14 protein-coding genes are annotated in these 14,482 nt (G+C 67.8%); 5 read left to right on the top strand and 9 right to left on the bottom strand.

Features of this window, described 5'->3' with window-relative positions; translation table 11 throughout:
• Positions 1–83: 83 nt before the first annotated feature.
• The 4 genes from RCF13_RS02215 to pdeM are packed head-to-tail and all read left to right on the top strand — an operon-like array spanning position 84 to position 5,773.
• On the top strand, positions 84–1,082 hold the full coding sequence (locus RCF13_RS02215) for a ligase-associated DNA damage response exonuclease (protein ID WP_061479802.1): 999 nt from the start codon (positions 84–86) through the stop codon (positions 1,080–1,082).
• On the top strand, positions 1,079–2,686 hold the full coding sequence (locus RCF13_RS02210; RefSeq protein ID WP_231352242.1) for an ATP-dependent DNA ligase: 1,608 nt from the start codon (positions 1,079–1,081) through the stop codon (positions 2,684–2,686). The genes RCF13_RS02215 and RCF13_RS02210 overlap by 4 nt, the downstream gene beginning before the upstream one ends.
• A complete protein-coding gene (locus RCF13_RS02205) occupies positions 2,683–5,142 on the top strand; it encodes a ligase-associated DNA damage response DEXH box helicase (RefSeq protein ID WP_154351213.1) in 2,460 nt (819 codons plus the stop codon). Before RCF13_RS02210 ends, RCF13_RS02205 begins: the two co-directional genes overlap by 4 nt.
• Positions 5,132–5,773 carry a ligase-associated DNA damage response endonuclease PdeM gene (gene pdeM / locus RCF13_RS02200; RefSeq protein ID WP_308140788.1) on the top strand — a complete coding sequence of 214 codons (642 nt, stop codon included), beginning with the start codon at positions 5,132–5,134 and terminating at the stop codon, positions 5,771–5,773. The genes RCF13_RS02205 and pdeM overlap by 11 nt, the downstream gene beginning before the upstream one ends.
• 1 nt (position 5,774) lies before the next feature.
• On the opposite strand, the gene RCF13_RS02195 is transcribed toward pdeM, so the two are convergent.
• The 9 genes from RCF13_RS02195 to rlmD all read right to left on the bottom strand — a co-directional run bounded on the left by RCF13_RS02195 (position 5,775) and on the right by rlmD (position 13,134).
• Positions 5,775–6,044 (bottom strand): hypothetical protein, encoded by a 270-nt coding sequence (locus RCF13_RS02195; protein WP_053500349.1) that lies wholly within the window; start codon positions 6,042–6,044, stop codon positions 5,775–5,777.
• Positions 6,045–6,224: 180 nt separating this feature from the next.
• Complete coding sequence (locus RCF13_RS02190; protein ID WP_134969075.1) at positions 6,225–7,493, bottom strand: NAD(P)/FAD-dependent oxidoreductase; 1,269 nt, start codon at positions 7,491–7,493, stop codon at positions 6,225–6,227.
• A gap of 128 nt (positions 7,494–7,621) precedes the next feature.
• Positions 7,622–7,828 carry a cold-shock protein gene (locus RCF13_RS02185; protein WP_005410590.1) on the bottom strand — a complete coding sequence of 69 codons (207 nt, stop codon included), beginning with the start codon at positions 7,826–7,828 and terminating at the stop codon, positions 7,622–7,624.
• 88 nt (positions 7,829–7,916) lie between these two features.
• Positions 7,917–8,663: an S-methyl-5'-thioinosine phosphorylase gene (locus RCF13_RS02180; protein ID WP_005418222.1), complete on the bottom strand. Its 747-nt coding sequence runs from the start codon at positions 8,661–8,663 to the stop codon at positions 7,917–7,919.
• 81 nt (positions 8,664–8,744) lie between these two features.
• A complete protein-coding gene (locus RCF13_RS02175; protein WP_005418223.1) occupies positions 8,745–9,299 on the bottom strand; it encodes a hypoxanthine-guanine phosphoribosyltransferase in 555 nt (184 codons plus the stop codon).
• Positions 9,299–10,306, bottom strand: a complete 1,008-nt coding sequence (gene nagZ / locus RCF13_RS02170; RefSeq protein ID WP_061479808.1) for a beta-N-acetylhexosaminidase — start codon at positions 10,304–10,306, stop codon at positions 9,299–9,301. The genes RCF13_RS02175 and nagZ overlap by 1 nt, the downstream gene beginning before the upstream one ends.
• Positions 10,307–10,470: 164 nt before the next feature.
• Positions 10,471–11,166 carry a DsbA family oxidoreductase gene (locus RCF13_RS02165; protein WP_134969074.1) on the bottom strand — a complete coding sequence of 232 codons (696 nt, stop codon included), beginning with the start codon at positions 11,164–11,166 and terminating at the stop codon, positions 10,471–10,473.
• Between the two features lie 113 nt (positions 11,167–11,279).
• Positions 11,280–11,765 (bottom strand): CYTH domain-containing protein, encoded by a 486-nt coding sequence (locus tag RCF13_RS02160; protein ID WP_031270571.1) that lies wholly within the window; start codon positions 11,763–11,765, stop codon positions 11,280–11,282.
• 34 nt (positions 11,766–11,799) lie between these two features.
• Positions 11,800–13,134, bottom strand: coding sequence for a 23S rRNA (uracil(1939)-C(5))-methyltransferase RlmD (gene rlmD, locus RCF13_RS02155; protein ID WP_134969073.1), 1,335 nt, complete (start codon positions 13,132–13,134; stop codon positions 11,800–11,802).
• Positions 13,135–13,261: 127 nt separating this feature from the next.
• Here rlmD and RCF13_RS02150 point away from each other — a divergent pair, with 127 nt between their 5' ends.
• Positions 13,262–13,990 (top strand): response regulator, encoded by a 729-nt coding sequence (locus tag RCF13_RS02150; RefSeq protein WP_134969072.1) that lies wholly within the window; start codon positions 13,262–13,264, stop codon positions 13,988–13,990.
• The last annotated feature ends 492 nt before the right edge of the window (positions 13,991–14,482 follow it).

Raw genomic sequence — 14,482 nt, 5'->3', positions numbered from 1 at the left:
GTCCGATTGTGCCGCATGACTTGCCAAGCCCGTGTTCAGGCCGGTTCTCGCCCTGTGCACGAGCGGCAGGCCACAGTGACCGCATGGCAGCCAACGACGATCTGGTGGTGTTGCGCCCGGAAGGGCTGTACTGCGCCGCCGGCGATTTCCACATTGATCCCTGGCGACCGGTAGCGCGCGCGGTCATCACCCATGGCCACGGCGATCACGCCCGCCCGGGCATGGGCGAGTACCACTGCAGCGAAGGCAGCCTGCCGATCCTGCGCTGGCGCCTGGGCGATGTGCCGGTGCAGGCGCACGTCGAGGGCGTGCCGTTCCGCCTGGGCCGGGTACAGGTATCGCTGCATCCAGCCGGTCACGTCCTGGGATCTTCGCAGGTGCGCATCGACGACGGGCGGCAGGTCTGGGTCGCCTCCGGCGACTACAAGCGGCAGCCTGACCCAACCTGTGCGCCGTTTGAAGTAGTGCCCTGCGATACCTTCATCACCGAAGCCACCTTCGCCCTGCCGATCTACCGCTGGCCGGACACGCCGGCCGTCGCTGCCGAGATCGTGGCGTGGCGCCGCGAATGCGAACAACGCGGCGAGGCTGCGATCCTGCTGTGCTATGCGCTGGGCAAGGCACAGCGGGTGCTGGCCGAGCTGCGGCCACTGGATGATCGGCCGGCCTGGCTGCATGGCGCCATCGCCAATGGCGTGGCGGTGTACCGGCAGGCCGGCGTACCGATGCTGGAGACGCTCACCGTGGCCGAACAGGGCCGCCAGCCCGATGCCGCCGGCCAGTTGATCCTCGCCCCGCCCTCGGCTGCGGGCACGCCCTGGATGCGCCGCTTCGGCCGTCACCAGCTGGGCTTCGCCTCGGGCTGGATGCAACTGCGCGGCAACCGCCGCCGCCGCAACGTTGATCGTGGCTTCGTCATTTCCGACCACGCCGATTGGCCCGCACTGCTGCAGACGATCGAACAGACCGGCGCGCAGCGGGTGATCGCCACCCATGGCAATACCGATGCATTGATTCCGTTCCTGCGCGAACGCGGCGTGGCTGCCGAAGCCTTCCGTACCGATTTCGGGAGCGAGGAATGAAGGCCTTCGCAGCGCTCTACCAACGCCTGGACCGCAGCACTGCCACGCTGGACAAGCGAGCGGCACTGGTCGATTACTTCGGCCAGGCAGGCGCGCACGATGCGGCGTGGGCGCTGTACCTGCTCAGTGGTGGCAAGGTGGGCGGCGCGCGCAGGAAGATCGCCGCCAGTGGCGAACTGCGCGCCTGGATTGCCGAGGAATCAGGGTTGCCACCGTGGCTGGTGGAGGACAGCTATGCGCAGGTGGGTGACCTGGCCGAAACGCTGACCCTGCTGCTAGACGACCCACCGAACCCCTCGCCTGACCGGCCCCTGGCCGAATGGATCGAACAGCACCTGCTGGCGGTGGCCAACCAACCCGAGGCGATGCGCCGTGCGGCAGTCGTGGCCGGCTGGCAGCAGCTGTGCAGCAGCGAACGCCTGGTGTTCAACAAGCTGCTGACCGGCGCCCTGCGCATTGGCGTCTCGCAACGACTGGTGCAGCAGGCGCTGGCCGAATGGTCCGGCCTGGACATCGCACGCATCGCCCAGCGCATGCTGGGCGAGTGGGTGCCCTCGCCCGGGCTGCTGGCCCAGCTGCTGTCGCCGGATGAGCTGCCGCTGGACCGGCAGCAGCCCTACCCGTTCTTCCTCGCCTCGCCACTGGAGGGCAACCCTGCCGAACGACTTGGCGCGATCGATGACTGGCTGCTGGAATGGAAGTGGGATGGCATCCGCCTGCAGCTGCTGCGCCGGCGCGGCGAGGTCGCCTTGTGGTCACGCGGCGAAGAGCGGCTGGATGGCCGCTTCCCCGAGATCGAACAGGCGGCGATGGCGCTTCCCGATGGCTGCGTGCTGGACGGCGAGCTGCTGGCCTGGGACGAAGCCGCGGACCTGCCGCGTGCCTTCACCGCGCTGCAGACGCGTATCCAGCGCCGAAAACCCGGTGCGGCCACCCTGCGCAACACGCCGGTGCGGGTGCTCGCCTATGACCTGCTTGAACTCGATGGCGTGGACCTGCGCGAACGTCCGCTGCAGCAGCGGCGCGCGCGGCTCGCCGAGGTCGTCGGTGCACTGAACGATGCACGGATCCAGCTCTCACCCGGCGTTGACGCCGACGACTGGCTTCAGGCGGCGGCAATGCGCGACGTGGCACGCGAACGCGGCGTGGAAGGACTGATGCTGAAGCGGCATGCCTCGCCCTACCAGGCCGGACGCCGCCGTGGTGACTGGTGGAAATGGAAGGTCGATCCGCTCACCATCGATGCGGTGCTCCTGTACGCGCAGGCCGGCCATGGGCGGCGCAGCACGCTGTACACCGACTACACCTTCGGCGTCTGGGACGGCGACACGCTGGTGCCGGTGGCCAAGGCCTATTCGGGCCTGGATGACAAGGAAATCCTCGCGCTTGATCGCTGGATCCGCGCCAACACCCGCGAGCGCTTCGGCCCGGTGCGCAGCGTTCGCGCCGAACACGTCTTCGAGCTGGGCTTCGAGGCGGTCAACCGCAGCAGCCGGCACAAGTCGGGCATCGCTGTGCGCTTTCCGCGCATCCTGCGCTGGCGCCACGACAAGCCCGCCAGCGAAGCCGATCAGCTGGCCACGCTGCAGGCATTGGCACGATGAACCGCAGCCAGGCACTGCGCCGGCTGGAAGACTGGTTCGCGTCCAGAGGCTGGCGCTCACTGCCGTTCCAGCGCGCGATGTGGCGTCACTATCTCGCCGGCGAATCCGGACTGCTGCACACACCCACAGGCAGCGGCAAGACACTGGCGATGTTCGGAGGGCCGCTGCTGCAGGCCATGATCGACCCGCCGCCCTCCCCCCGCCGCGCCAGCGCGGTACGCCCGCTGCAGGTGCTGTGGGTGACCCCCTTGCGCGCCTTGGCCAGCGACACCGCGCGCGCGCTGCAGATCGTGGTCGATGGGCTGGGGCTGGGTTGGCGTGTCGGCCTGCGCAGTGGTGACGCCAGCAACCGCGAGCGGCGCCAGGCGCGCGAAGGCCGCATCGACGTACTGGTGACGACGCCGGAATCACTGGCGCTGCTGCTGAGCTATCCAGATACGCTGCCGCGCATGCAGCGGCTGCGCTGCGTGGTGGTGGACGAATGGCACGAACTGCTGGGAAACAAGCGCGGCGTCCTGCTGCAGTTGAACCTGGCGGTGTTGCGCGATACCACGCCGGCATTGCAGCTGTGGGGACTGTCAGCCACCCTGGGCAATCTGCAGGAGGCGCGCGACGTGCTGCTGCCCGGGCGACCGGAAGCACCGATCGTGCAGGGCGTACGACCGCGCCCACTGAGCGTGCGCAGCCTGTTGCCAGACCCCGGCGAGCGCTTCCCATGGGCGGGGCATCTGGGCCTGGCACAGCTGCCACGCGTGCTGGAGGCACTGATGCAGGCACGCAGCAGCCTGCTGTTCACCAACACCCGTGCACAGGCGGAACTGTGGCATCAGGCGCTGGCGGCGGTCTGGCCGGAAGAACCGGACACGCTTGCGCTGCACCACGGCTCGCTGGATCCGGCGCTGCGCCAGCAGGTGGAGGATGGCCTGCGCGCGGGCGCGCTGCGCTGCGTGGTTGCCACCTCCAGCCTCGACCTGGGTGTCGACTTCCCCGAGGTTGAGCAGGTCCTGCAGCTGGGCAGCCCGAAGGGCGTGGCGCGCCTGCGCCAGCGCGCCGGACGCGCACGCCACCGCCCGGGTGCCAGCGGCGCCATCCTGTGCGTGCCCAGCCATGCGCTGGAACTGGCCGAGTACGCTGCGGTGCGCCGTGCCTTGGCTGAAGGTGTGGTCGAAGCGCGCAGGCCGCCGACGCTGTCGCTGGATGTGCTGGCCCAGCACGCGGTCAGCCGCGCACTGGCGGGCGGCTTCGACAGCACTGCGCTGCTGGCACAGGTCCGGCGTACCCATGCCTTCGCGTCGCTCGGCGACGACCAGTGGCAGGCCGTGCTCACGTTCATCGTGCAGGGCGGGCAGGCGTTGGCCCAGTACCCCGATTTCCACAAGGTCGTGCGAGATGCCGATGGGTGGTACCGCATGCACGACCGCCGCCAGGCGCTGCGTCATCGGCTGTCGATCGGCACCATCAGCAGCGATGGCAGCGTGCGCGTGCAGTTCCTGCGCGGCGGCAGCCTGGGCGCCGTGGAGGAGCAGTTCGCCAGCCGCCTGCGCCGTGGCGACCGCTTCCAGTTCGCCGGGCGCCTGCTGGAGCTTGTGCAGCTGCGCGACATGACCGCCTTCGTGCGGTTGGCACGAGGGCGCGGAGACGGTGTCGTGCCACGCTGGCAGGGAGGCCAGTTGCCGCTGTCGATGCCACTCGGACGCGAGCTGGAGTGGGTACTGTCCGGTGCTGACGACAGCGCCGAATCACGCTGGCTGTCGCCCTTGCTGGCACTGCAGCAACAGTTGTCGGCGCTTCCCGGCCCGGACCACCTGCTGGTGGAAGAGGTGCGGCGTCGCGAAGGCCAGTTCCTGTTCGTCTATCCCTTTGCCGGCCGCCACGTGCATGAGGCGCTGGCCGCCCTGCTGGCGCTGCGCTGTACCCGCCGGCAGCGCAACAGCATCGGCTATGCGGTGAACGATCACGGCCTGGTGCTGGCACCGGCACAGGCCATCGATCTGGACGCGGCGCAATGGCGGGCGCTGTTCGCCTCCGATCAGCTGCTGGATGACCTGCGTGCTGCGGTGAACCTGGGCGAGCTGGCGCGTCGCCAGTTCCGCGGCATCGCACGCGTCGCCGGCCTGCTGGTCCCCAGCCTGCCCGGTGGCATGCCACGGGCACTGCGCCAGCTGCAGGCGTCCGCGGGACTGCTCTACGACGTACTGCGCGAGCACGACCCGGATCACCTGCTGCTGGCGCTGGCGGAACAGGAAGTGCTGAATGACAGCCTCGACATGCCGGGGCTGCAACAGGTACTGGCCAGGATTCGGATGCAGACCCTCTCGGTGCAGCGCCCGGCGTCACTGACGCCGTTGGGTTTCCCGCTGTGGGCCGAACGCCTGCGCGGGCAGTTCAGCAACGAAGACTGGCGTACCCGGGTGCAACGCGTGGCCCAGCAGCTGGAGCGTCGGCATGGCCGATGAACTGCCGCTGCTGCGCGCAGGCGAGCCGCTGGTGCTGCTTGGCGCGCGTGCACTGTACTGGCCCGCGCGGCAGGCACTGCTGCTCGCCGATCTGCACCTGGGCAAGGCCGATGTCTTCCGCCGCGCAGGCATCGCGCTGCCCGGCGGCGGTACCGGCAAGGACCTGCAACGCCTGCAGGGGCTGCTGGACGCGCGTGCCTGCCGCGAGGTGTGGATCCTGGGCGACATCCTGCATGACCCGGCGCATCGTGCTGCGTGGTACCAGCAATGGCTGGATTGGCGCGAACGCAATGCCGCACTGGACGTGCATGTCCTGCGCGGAAATCATGACCGGCAGCTGCCGCATGCCGAGCTGCAGGTGCAGATCCACGACGAAGTACGGTTGCCACCGTTCCTGCTTCGGCATGAGCCGGTGCCCGATGCGGAGCTGCATGTGATCGCCGGGCATCTGCATCCACAGATCGCTTTGCCTCCGTTGCGGCGGCGCTTCCCCGCATTCTGGCTGCGTGACAGGATGACGCTCCTGCCGGCCTTCTCCGCGTTCACCGCCGGAATCGTTCCTGTTCCCGCTGCCGGCGAACAGATGGTCGCCTGCGTGGACAACGGCCTGGTGGCACTGCCCCTGGCTTGAATCAGGCCGGACGGATATCCAGCTGCGGCATCAGCTGGAACTCAGGCGTGTCCTCTTCCCGTCGCCGCGGCAATGCCTGGATCGCCGCCAGCATCTCCTGCGCGCAGGTGCGGATGCGCGTGTGGTGCTCAGGCGACGCATGACTGATCAGGCTGCCGACATGGAACTCGAACACGTCCTCCAGTACGTCGGGCTGGTCCTCGTGCAGCATCTGCAACAGACCGCGCAGCTTGCAGATTTCCGATTCCAGCTCCTCGACCGCGAACAACATGGCATCCTCCTCTTCGACAACAGGCGGCACATCCGGGCCGCAACAGGCCGCGACGGCAGCGCCTCCCGGGCCACGCGCGATGTTGATCACGGAAAGGAAAACGGGCGACGCGCAATCGCGTGCAACCTACTTCTCGCATATGCGCAGTGAGGCAACCGTTAATTCACGTGACGACGCGTTTCACGCAGTGGCTGTGATCGCGTTGATGCGAGGCACCTGCGCCGCAGTGGCCAGCGCGTCGACGAAAGCCGGATCCAGCGCGAGCGAACCGAACCAGCCATGCTGGGTACCGCTGAGCACACGCAGCATGTGACCACGTCCACCCGGCAGGCGCCCCATCGGGCCGAGCAGCACGTCGCGCGCTTTGGCCCAGGCATCGCGATCGGACTGGAACAGCGGCGTCAGCCAACGGCTCCAGCGCTGGTAGACCGCAACGTGTGCCCTGCGCTGCGCCTGGTAGGCCTGCAATGCCGCGGCACCGCCACCATGCGCGCGCAAGGCATCGCGCAGCGCCAGCGCATCGAGCAGCGCCATGTTCACGCCCTGGCCCAGCTGTGGGCTCATCGCATGCGCGGCATCGCCGGCCAGCACCATGCGGCCGTGATGCCAGCGCGTCATCACCGCGTCGCGGTAGACGGCCCGTGCCAGCTGGCCGGCATCACGCAGATGCGCGAAGCGTGCACTGGCCTGCGGCCACAGCGCATGCAGTTCGTCCAGCCAGGGCGTCATGCCGTCGGCCTGCCAACGTTCGAAATCGGCGCGTGGCAGGCTCCAGAAAAAGCTCAGGCGCGGCGTGTCATCACCGGGCCGCGTACCGACCGGCAACAGCCCGATCATCTTGCGCGCGGCCACGTAGCGCTGCCGCAGCTCCTGCAGGTGTGGCCAGTCTTCGGCCGGCAACAGGCACCACAGCGCACCCCACGGATACACGCGATCCAGTCCGTTACCGTCTTTGATCGTGCCGCGCAGCGTCGAGGCCGCACCATCGGCGGCCACCACCAGGTCGAACGCACCGTGCAGGCGCCCTTCGCTGTCACGCAGGCGGCCGTGCTCGGCATCCACTGCGGCAATGCTGACGCCGGCATGCAGCTGGCCCGCACCTGCACGCGCATCATCCAGCAACGAGAACAGGGCGCCGCGCTGCATGCCAAGGCCGTGCAGGCGCGCGTCCAGGCCGGCGTAGCGCATGTCCATCACTGCGCGTTCGCACGGCGTATCGCCGTACAGGCGATGCACCGGCGCGGCATGCGCGCGCACGGCGTCAAGCAGGCCCATCTGCCACAGCACCTGCAGGCCGCTGGGCTGCAGCAGGAAACCGGCGCCAACCGGTCCCGGCGTGGGCACACGTTCGAAGATCTCCACCTCGTGGCCATCACGGGAGAGCAGGATGGACAATGCCTGTCCAGCGGTGCCGTAGCCGATCACGGCGATGCGCAGTCGTTCCTTCATGGGCGCATTGTGCCCGAGCGCAAATCCGGATGCCCAGCGGGGCCTCCGCCCACGGCAGCGCAATTCTTGTCGCAGCGCAAAAAAAAAAACCCCGCCGGAGCGGGGTTTTCAACGCACTGTCGAGTGGATCACTCGGCCGGCGTGATGTTCGAAGCCTGGGCGCCCTTCGGGCCCTGGGTCACGTCATAGGTGACACGCTGGCCTTCCTGCAGGCTGCGGAAGCCCTTGGAGTTGATGGCGGAGAAGTGCGCGAACACGTCGGCGCTGCCATCCTCCGGCGAGATGAAGCCAAATCCCTTGGCGTCGTTGAACCACTTGACGGTACCGTTCGGCATGGTGATGCGAGACCTTATGCAATGAATGGGTGGTGTACGCTGAACCCGCGCACAAGCTGAGTATGCAAAGCTTGCTCGGGGAAGACAATCACCCCCGCGCCAATTCGCCCACCAGTTCCGGAAGTCCGTTGCTGGCCGCCTGCACATTGGCCAGCACTTCGGCCATCGTAATCTCCTCGCCATCACCGCAGCCGGCGGCCCAGTTGGCGATGATCGCCAGGCAGGCATAATCCAGCCCCAGCTCCCGCGCCAGTGCGGCTTCCGGCATGCCGGTCATGCCCACCAGATCGCAACCGTCGCGGCGCATGCGGGCGATTTCGGCGATCGTTTCCAGGCGCGGGCCCTGCGTTGCGCCATAGCAGCCACCGTCATGGACCGTGACACCGGTCACTTTGGCTGCCGCCAGGATCTTGCTGCGCAGCATCGGCGTGTACGGATGGCCGAAATCGACGTGGACCACGTCGGAGCCTTCTTCTTCACAGATCGTGCTGATGCGGCCCCAGGTGTAGTCGATGATCTGGTCCGGGCAGGCGAGCACGCGCGGACCGAAGTTCTCGGTGATGCCACCCACCGTGTTCAATGCCAGCACCCGCTGCGCGCCCAGCTGCTGCAGCGCAGCCAGGTTGGCGCGGTAGTTGATCTTGTGCGGCGGCAGCGAATGCCCCTCCCCATGCCGCGCCAGGAACGCCACGCGATGGCCGAGCAGCGTGCCCACGCGCACCGGGCCCGATGGGCGGCCGAAGCGGGTGTCGACCTCGTGGGTCTGCACGTCGTCAAGCTTGGCCAGGTTGTAGACACCGGTACCGCCGATCACGGCCAGGGCGATCTGTTGCATTCGAAGCACTCCATGAAAAGACGAACGCCGGCACCCGAGGATGCCGGCGATGGAAAAGACGCGCCGCGGGCGGCCGCGCCGTTATTCCTTCATTGCGTAGATGGCCGGCACGCAGCGCAGGGTCTCGTTGACGTCCATGCCGAAGCCGAACACGTAGCGGTCCGGCAGCTCGATGCCCGCGTAATCGGCGGTCACGTCAGGCAGCGCACGGTCGTGCTTCTTCACGGTCATCGCAGCGATGCGCACATCGGTCGCGCCCTGCTCCAGGCACCAGGTGCGAACGCCCTGCAGGGTGTAGCCCTCGTCGAGGATGTCGTCGACCAGCAGCACGCGGCGGCCGAACAGCGAGGTGGCCGGCTTGTGCTTCCAGACCAGGTCACCGCCGGTGGTTTCGCCGCGGTAGCGGGTGGCGTGCAGGTAATCGAACTGCACGTCCTGGCCGCGCGCGCCCAGTTCCAGCGCCAGCTGGCCGGCGAACGGCAGCGCACCATGCATGATCGACAGGAACAACGGCACCTCGCCCTTGTAATCGCGCGCGATGGCGTCGGCGATAGCAGCGATGGCCTTGTCGATGGTGGGGCGGTCGACCAGCAGGTCAGCCTGGGCCAGGGCCTGGGAAATGGTGAGGTTGGGCATCAGACGGTTCTTCCAAGGGTTTCAAGCAGACGGGATTGGGTGTCGCCATGGCGGGCATCGGCCAGCAGGCCGTCCCAGCCGAGTGCGCCGCGGCCGAGCAGGCCCAGCAGCGCAGCAGTATTGAGGGAGCGTCCCTGCACCGCATGCAGGGCTTCATCGACCAGTTCCGGATGGCAGACCAGCACCACGTCGCAGCCGGCGTCCAGGTGCGCGTGCACGCGTGCCGGCACGCCGCCGGCGCTGTGCGAGGCGGCCATGCCGATGTCATCGGAGAACACCACGCCGCGGAAGCCGAGTTCGCCGCGCAGGATGTCCTGGATCCAGCGTGGGGAATAGCCGGCGGGCTCCGGTGCCACCTGCGGATAGATCACGTGCGCCATCATCACCGCATCGGCACCGGCGGCGATGCCGGCCTGGAACGGCACCAGGTCCTGCGCGCGCAGTTCGTCCAGCGCGCGTGGATCGATCGCGGTATCCACGTGGGTGTCTTCCAGCACGGTGCCGTGGCCAGGGAAATGCTTGAGCGTGGCGGCCATGCCGACCGCGTGCATGCCGCGCACATAGGCTGCGGTGAACGCGGCCACGACCTGCGGGTCTTCACTGAAGGCGCGGTTGCCGATGGCGCGGTTGCCGCGGCCAAGGTCAACCACCGGGGCGAAGCTGAGATCCAGGCCGCTGGCGCGGACTTCACTGGCCATCAGCCAGGCGTGCTGCTCGGCCAGCGCCAGGGCCTGCTGCGGGTCGGTGGCGTACAGGGCACCAATGTCCTGCAGCGGCGGAAGATCGCTGTAGCCCTCGCGGAAGCGCTGTACGCGGCCGCCCTCCTGGTCCACGCAGATCAGCTGCGGGCGCGGGGCAGCGGCACGGATGGCCGCGCTCAGATCGGTCACCTGCTGGCGCGAGGCGAAGTTGCGCTTGAACAGCACCACTCCGGCCACGGCGTCGTGCTGCAGCCAGTCACGTTCCTGGGCGGTCAGTTCGGTGCCGGCAACGCCGATCAGCAGCATGGTCGATCTCCACAACGCGCGCCCGCATGGCGCAGTGCCGCATTGTCGCAGAACCGGCCGACAGGCGCAGTGGTCAGAAAAAGGGGACGGAGGGGATTAAGGCGCAATCGGCCCCAAGGGGCTGGATACGTCTTAATCCCCTCCGTCCCCTTTTGAGGAGCCGGTCAGACCTTGCAGCCGTCCGGGCCGCAGGCCTCGTCGCCGTCAGCCGGGGTGGCCGGGGCGCCCTGTTCGGCCGCGATCTGCTGCAGGGCCTGGGCGAACGCTTCTGGCGGCTGGGCCCCGGAAATCGCCCACTTCCCATCGATGACGAAGGTCGGCACCGAAGAAATGCCCAGTGCATGGGCCTGCGCCAGCTTGGCTTCGACCTCGGCCAGCCCCCGGTCGGAGGCCAGCATCTGCGCGATTTCACCACCGTCCAGGCCGCCCGCCACGCCGGCCTTCACCAGCACTGCGGTATCGGCCAGGTTCTGGCCATGCTCGAAGTGGGCGCGGAACAGCGTTTCACCCACCGCATCCTGCACGCCATGCTGGCCGGCCAGCCACAACACCCGATGCGCCGGCAGTGTGGTCACCCGCACCTGGCCCTGGTTGAAATCCATCGGCAGCCCCTCCGCGCGCGCGGTGGTCTGGGTCTGGCCGAGGATCTGCTCGGTGCGCTCGACGCCCCCGAACTTGCGCGCATAGGCCTCGCGCAGCGGCACCGGGGTGTCGTCCGCATCCGGGTCCAGCTGGAACGGCTGCCAGTGGATATCGAGGTCAGGCGCATTGGCGCCCAGCAACTGCACGCCCTGCTGGAAACGATGCTTGCCAATCCAGCACCAGGGGCAGACCACGTCGGAGTAGATGTCGATTCTCATCCCCACGACATGGGGACCGCCTTCCTCGATAAAAGGGGACGGAGGGGATTAAGTCGCTTTCCGCACAGGCGGGGTAAAGACGACTTAATCCCCTCCGTCCCCTTTTTGGGGGTTCACCACTCTGAATACGGGCGGCTGGCCAGGGCAACGTTGTAGTAGCGGGCGTCATCGGTCACTTCGGCGCCGACCCAGTCCGGCAGGTCGATGGCCTGGTCCGCGCTTTCCAGCTCGACTTCGGCCACCACCAGGCCGGCGTTGTCACCGAGGAACTCGTCCACTTCCCAGGTCAGGCCGGCGTGTTCGACCAGATGGCGGCGCTTGTCGATCAGGCCGCCGACACACAACGCCAGCAGTGCGCGCGCGTCCTCCACGGGGATCGGGTAGTCGAACTCCTGCCGGGTGTGGCCGAGGGTGCGCGACTTCAGGTTCAGCGCGGCGTGGTCGCCTTCGATGCGCACGCGCACCGAGGCGTTCTGGGTGCCGCGGTCGAGCGCGCCCATGTCGTTGATGTAGCCCTGCGCCATCGGGATCACCCGATGCGCGGCGGTGCGCCAGCCATCGCTGCTGACCAGGAATTTGCGTTCGATTTCGATGCCCATGGCGCAATTATGCGCCACGGGTGATGACAGCTGCTCAGCGCTTTTCGAATACCGCGATGCTTTCCACGTGCGCGGTGTGCGGGAACATGTCCATGGCACCGGCGCTGACCAGGGTAAAGCCCTGTTCGTTGACCAGATAGCCGGCATCGCGCGCCAGCGAGCCCGGGTGGCAGCTGACGTAGACGATGCGCTTGAACTGCTTCAGCGGCAGCTGCTGCAGCACTTCGATCGCGCCCGAGCGCGGCGGATCCAGCAGCAGCTTGTCGAAGCCCTGGCGCATCCACGCCGTGCTGCGCTGGTCCTGGGTCAGGTCGGCGCTGAAGAACTGCGCGTTGGCCAGGCCGTTGCGCTCCGCGTTCTCACGTGCACGCGCGACGAGGCCGGCATCGCCTTCCACACCCACCACTTCACGCACACGGCGGGCCAGCGGCAGGGTGAAGTTGCCCAGGCCGCAGAACAGGTCCAGCACGCGCTCGTCCTTACCCGGCTGCAGCAGGTCCAGGGCGTGGGCGATCATCTTCTCGTTGAGCTTGGCGTTGACCTGGATGAAATCCAACGGGCGGAACGCCAGCTCGACATCCCACGGCGCCAGCCGGAACGACAGCGGCACGCCCTGCCCGTCCAGCGGCTGCACGGTGTCCACGCCGCCGGACTGCAGGTAGATCACGAACCCATGCTGCTGGCCGAAGGCAGCCCAGGCCGCGCGGTCCGCATCGCTGAGCGGTTGCAGGTGGCGCACGGTCAGCACCACCGCCTGGTCACCGGCGATGAACTCGATCTGCGGGATGTCGCGCTTGCCATCGAGCGTTTCAATGAAGGTGGACAGCGCCTCGACCTTGGTGCCGATTTCCGGAATCACCGTCAGGCATTGGCTGAGGTCGGCGACGAAACGCGGATCCTGTTCACGGAAGCCGACCAGGGTCTTGTCCTTCTTCTCGACCCGGCGCACCGAGAAGCGGCCCTTGCGGCGGTAACCCCAGCTCTCGCCGACCAGCGGCGGCAGCACGGTGCCCGGCTTCACATGGCCGATCCGCTCCAGGTTGTCCATCAGCACGCGCTGCTTGGCGACGATCTGCTGGGCCTCGTCCAGGTGCTGCAGTACGCAGCCGGCACAGGTGCCGAAATGGGGGCACTTGGGGGTCACCCGCTGCGGCGAGGCCTGCAGCACCTCCAGCGTGCGCGCCTCGTCGAAATGGCGGCTGCGGGCCGTCTGTTCAGCCATCACCACCTCACCGGGCAGGGCGCCGCTGACGAAGGTGACCTTGCCGCCCTCGCCTTCACGGCGGGCGACACCGCGACCATCATGGCTGAGGTCGAGGATCTCGGTCTGGAACGGGGTACGGTCGGTGCGGGAGCGGGATCGGGCCACGTGGCAACAGGCTGCGGGCAAAAATGGGGGCGTATTGTCGCAGATCCTGACCGATGGGGCCCGGACCCGCTTGCGCCCGTGGCCGCCGTGCTTGATGATTGGGACAGCTGACATGGAGGCAGCCCTGATGCAGATGACCCCGCGGGCCACACGGCCCCGCTTCCTGCTTGTCGAGGACGACATCATCAGCCGCGGTTTTTTCAAGGCGGCGTTGGAAACGTTACCGGCGGATGTGGATACCGCAGATTCGCTGGCCAGTGCCCTGGCCAGTGCCGAGCCCGGCTCGCATGACCTGTGGCTGATCGACGTCAACCTGCCGGACGGCAATGGCGCGCAGCTGTTGCGTGAGTTGCGCCGTTCACATCCCGACACGCCGGCACTGGCACATACCGCCGACGGCGATGCCTCCATTCACGCCCGCCTGCGCGAAGCTGGTTTCAGCGACACCCTGGTCAAGCCACTGGGCCGCGACCAGCTGCTGAAGGCCGTGCGCCGAGCGCTGGTCAACAGCCCGGCGGGGATCTTCGTGGCACAGGCCCCGGCCGCGGTCGAACTGGCCGTACAGGACTGGGACGAGACCGCAGCCCTGGCAGCGCTCAATGGCCAGCGCAACCACCTGATCGCACTGCGCGAACTGTTCCTGGCCGAGTTGCCGGGCGTGCGCGACGCGGTCGAGCAGGCGGTCGACCAGCACGACGAGCGCCAGTTGCGCAGCCAGCTGCACCGGTTGCAGGCCAGTTGTGGCTTCGTCGGCGCGGCACGGCTGGGGCGCGCGGTGCGGCAACTGCATCACGCGCCCGAGTCCGGGCAGGCCCAGGCGGGGTTCCGCGACGCGGTGGCGGCCCTGCTGCATTGAGGGTTGCTCGGCAGGGCTGCGCCCTGCACCCGCAGAGGCTTCAAGCCAAGGCAACAGCAAAAGCTGGCATTCCGTGGGCTGGCGGGGCGGTGTCGGAGTGCGGGGACGCCGCAAGTACGTCCCTGTAGGCTTGGCAGCCGCATCCATGCGGCTGACACCCCGCCCTCCGATACCGCCCCACCTCTGACAGTTTTCCGCGATCGGGTAGATCCACGCCATGCGTGGATGAATCTCTGTCAGATATCGAAATCAATCTGGGTTCGGATCCGTTTTCCTGTGGAAAACGGATCCGATCCCATGCCATTCCGACAGCTCGCAAGAATCTGTCGAAGGCGGGGTGGGTCCGGTTGAGGGGGCGTGTGATCTGGCCCCCCGTCAGCGGACGCCAAGAAGCGATACTTTGATCGCACTTGGAGGTCCCTTATGTCCCGTATCACCCGTCGTAGCTACACCGATGAGTTCAAGCACCAAGCCGTGGAGTTGGCCGAGTCG

The organism is Stenotrophomonas maltophilia group sp. RNC7 (assembly GCF_030910085.1).
GTDB classification, from domain to species: Bacteria; Pseudomonadota; Gammaproteobacteria; order Xanthomonadales; family Xanthomonadaceae; genus Stenotrophomonas; species Stenotrophomonas sepilia.
This window is presented reverse-complemented; position numbering and strand designations above follow the sequence as displayed.

Coding starts and splice junctions, on each gene's coding strand:
- RCF13_RS02215 (WP_061479802.1), top strand. CDS start 84: ATGGCAGCCAACGACGATCTGGTGGTGTTGCGCCCGGAAGGGCTGTAC.
- RCF13_RS02210 (WP_231352242.1), top strand. CDS start 1,079: ATGAAGGCCTTCGCAGCGCTCTACCAACGCCTGGACCGCAGCACTGCC.
- RCF13_RS02205 (WP_154351213.1), top strand. CDS start 2,683: ATGAACCGCAGCCAGGCACTGCGCCGGCTGGAAGACTGGTTCGCGTCC.
- pdeM (WP_308140788.1), top strand. CDS start 5,132: ATGGCCGATGAACTGCCGCTGCTGCGCGCAGGCGAGCCGCTGGTGCTG.
- RCF13_RS02195 (WP_053500349.1), bottom strand. CDS start 6,044: ATGTTGTTCGCGGTCGAGGAGCTGGAATCGGAAATCTGCAAGCTGCGC.
- RCF13_RS02190 (WP_134969075.1), bottom strand. CDS start 7,493: ATGAAGGAACGACTGCGCATCGCCGTGATCGGCTACGGCACCGCTGGA.
- RCF13_RS02185 (WP_005410590.1), bottom strand. CDS start 7,828: ATGCCGAACGGTACCGTCAAGTGGTTCAACGACGCCAAGGGATTTGGC.
- RCF13_RS02180 (WP_005418222.1), bottom strand. CDS start 8,663: ATGCAACAGATCGCCCTGGCCGTGATCGGCGGTACCGGTGTCTACAAC.
- RCF13_RS02175 (WP_005418223.1), bottom strand. CDS start 9,299: ATGCCCAACCTCACCATTTCCCAGGCCCTGGCCCAGGCTGACCTGCTG.
- nagZ (WP_061479808.1), bottom strand. CDS start 10,306: ATGCTGCTGATCGGCGTTGCCGGCACCGAACTGACCGCCCAGGAACGT.
- RCF13_RS02165 (WP_134969074.1), bottom strand. CDS start 11,166: ATGAGAATCGACATCTACTCCGACGTGGTCTGCCCCTGGTGCTGGATT.
- RCF13_RS02160 (WP_031270571.1), bottom strand. CDS start 11,765: ATGGGCATCGAAATCGAACGCAAATTCCTGGTCAGCAGCGATGGCTGG.
- RCF13_RS02150 (WP_134969072.1), top strand. CDS start 13,262: ATGCAGATGACCCCGCGGGCCACACGGCCCCGCTTCCTGCTTGTCGAG.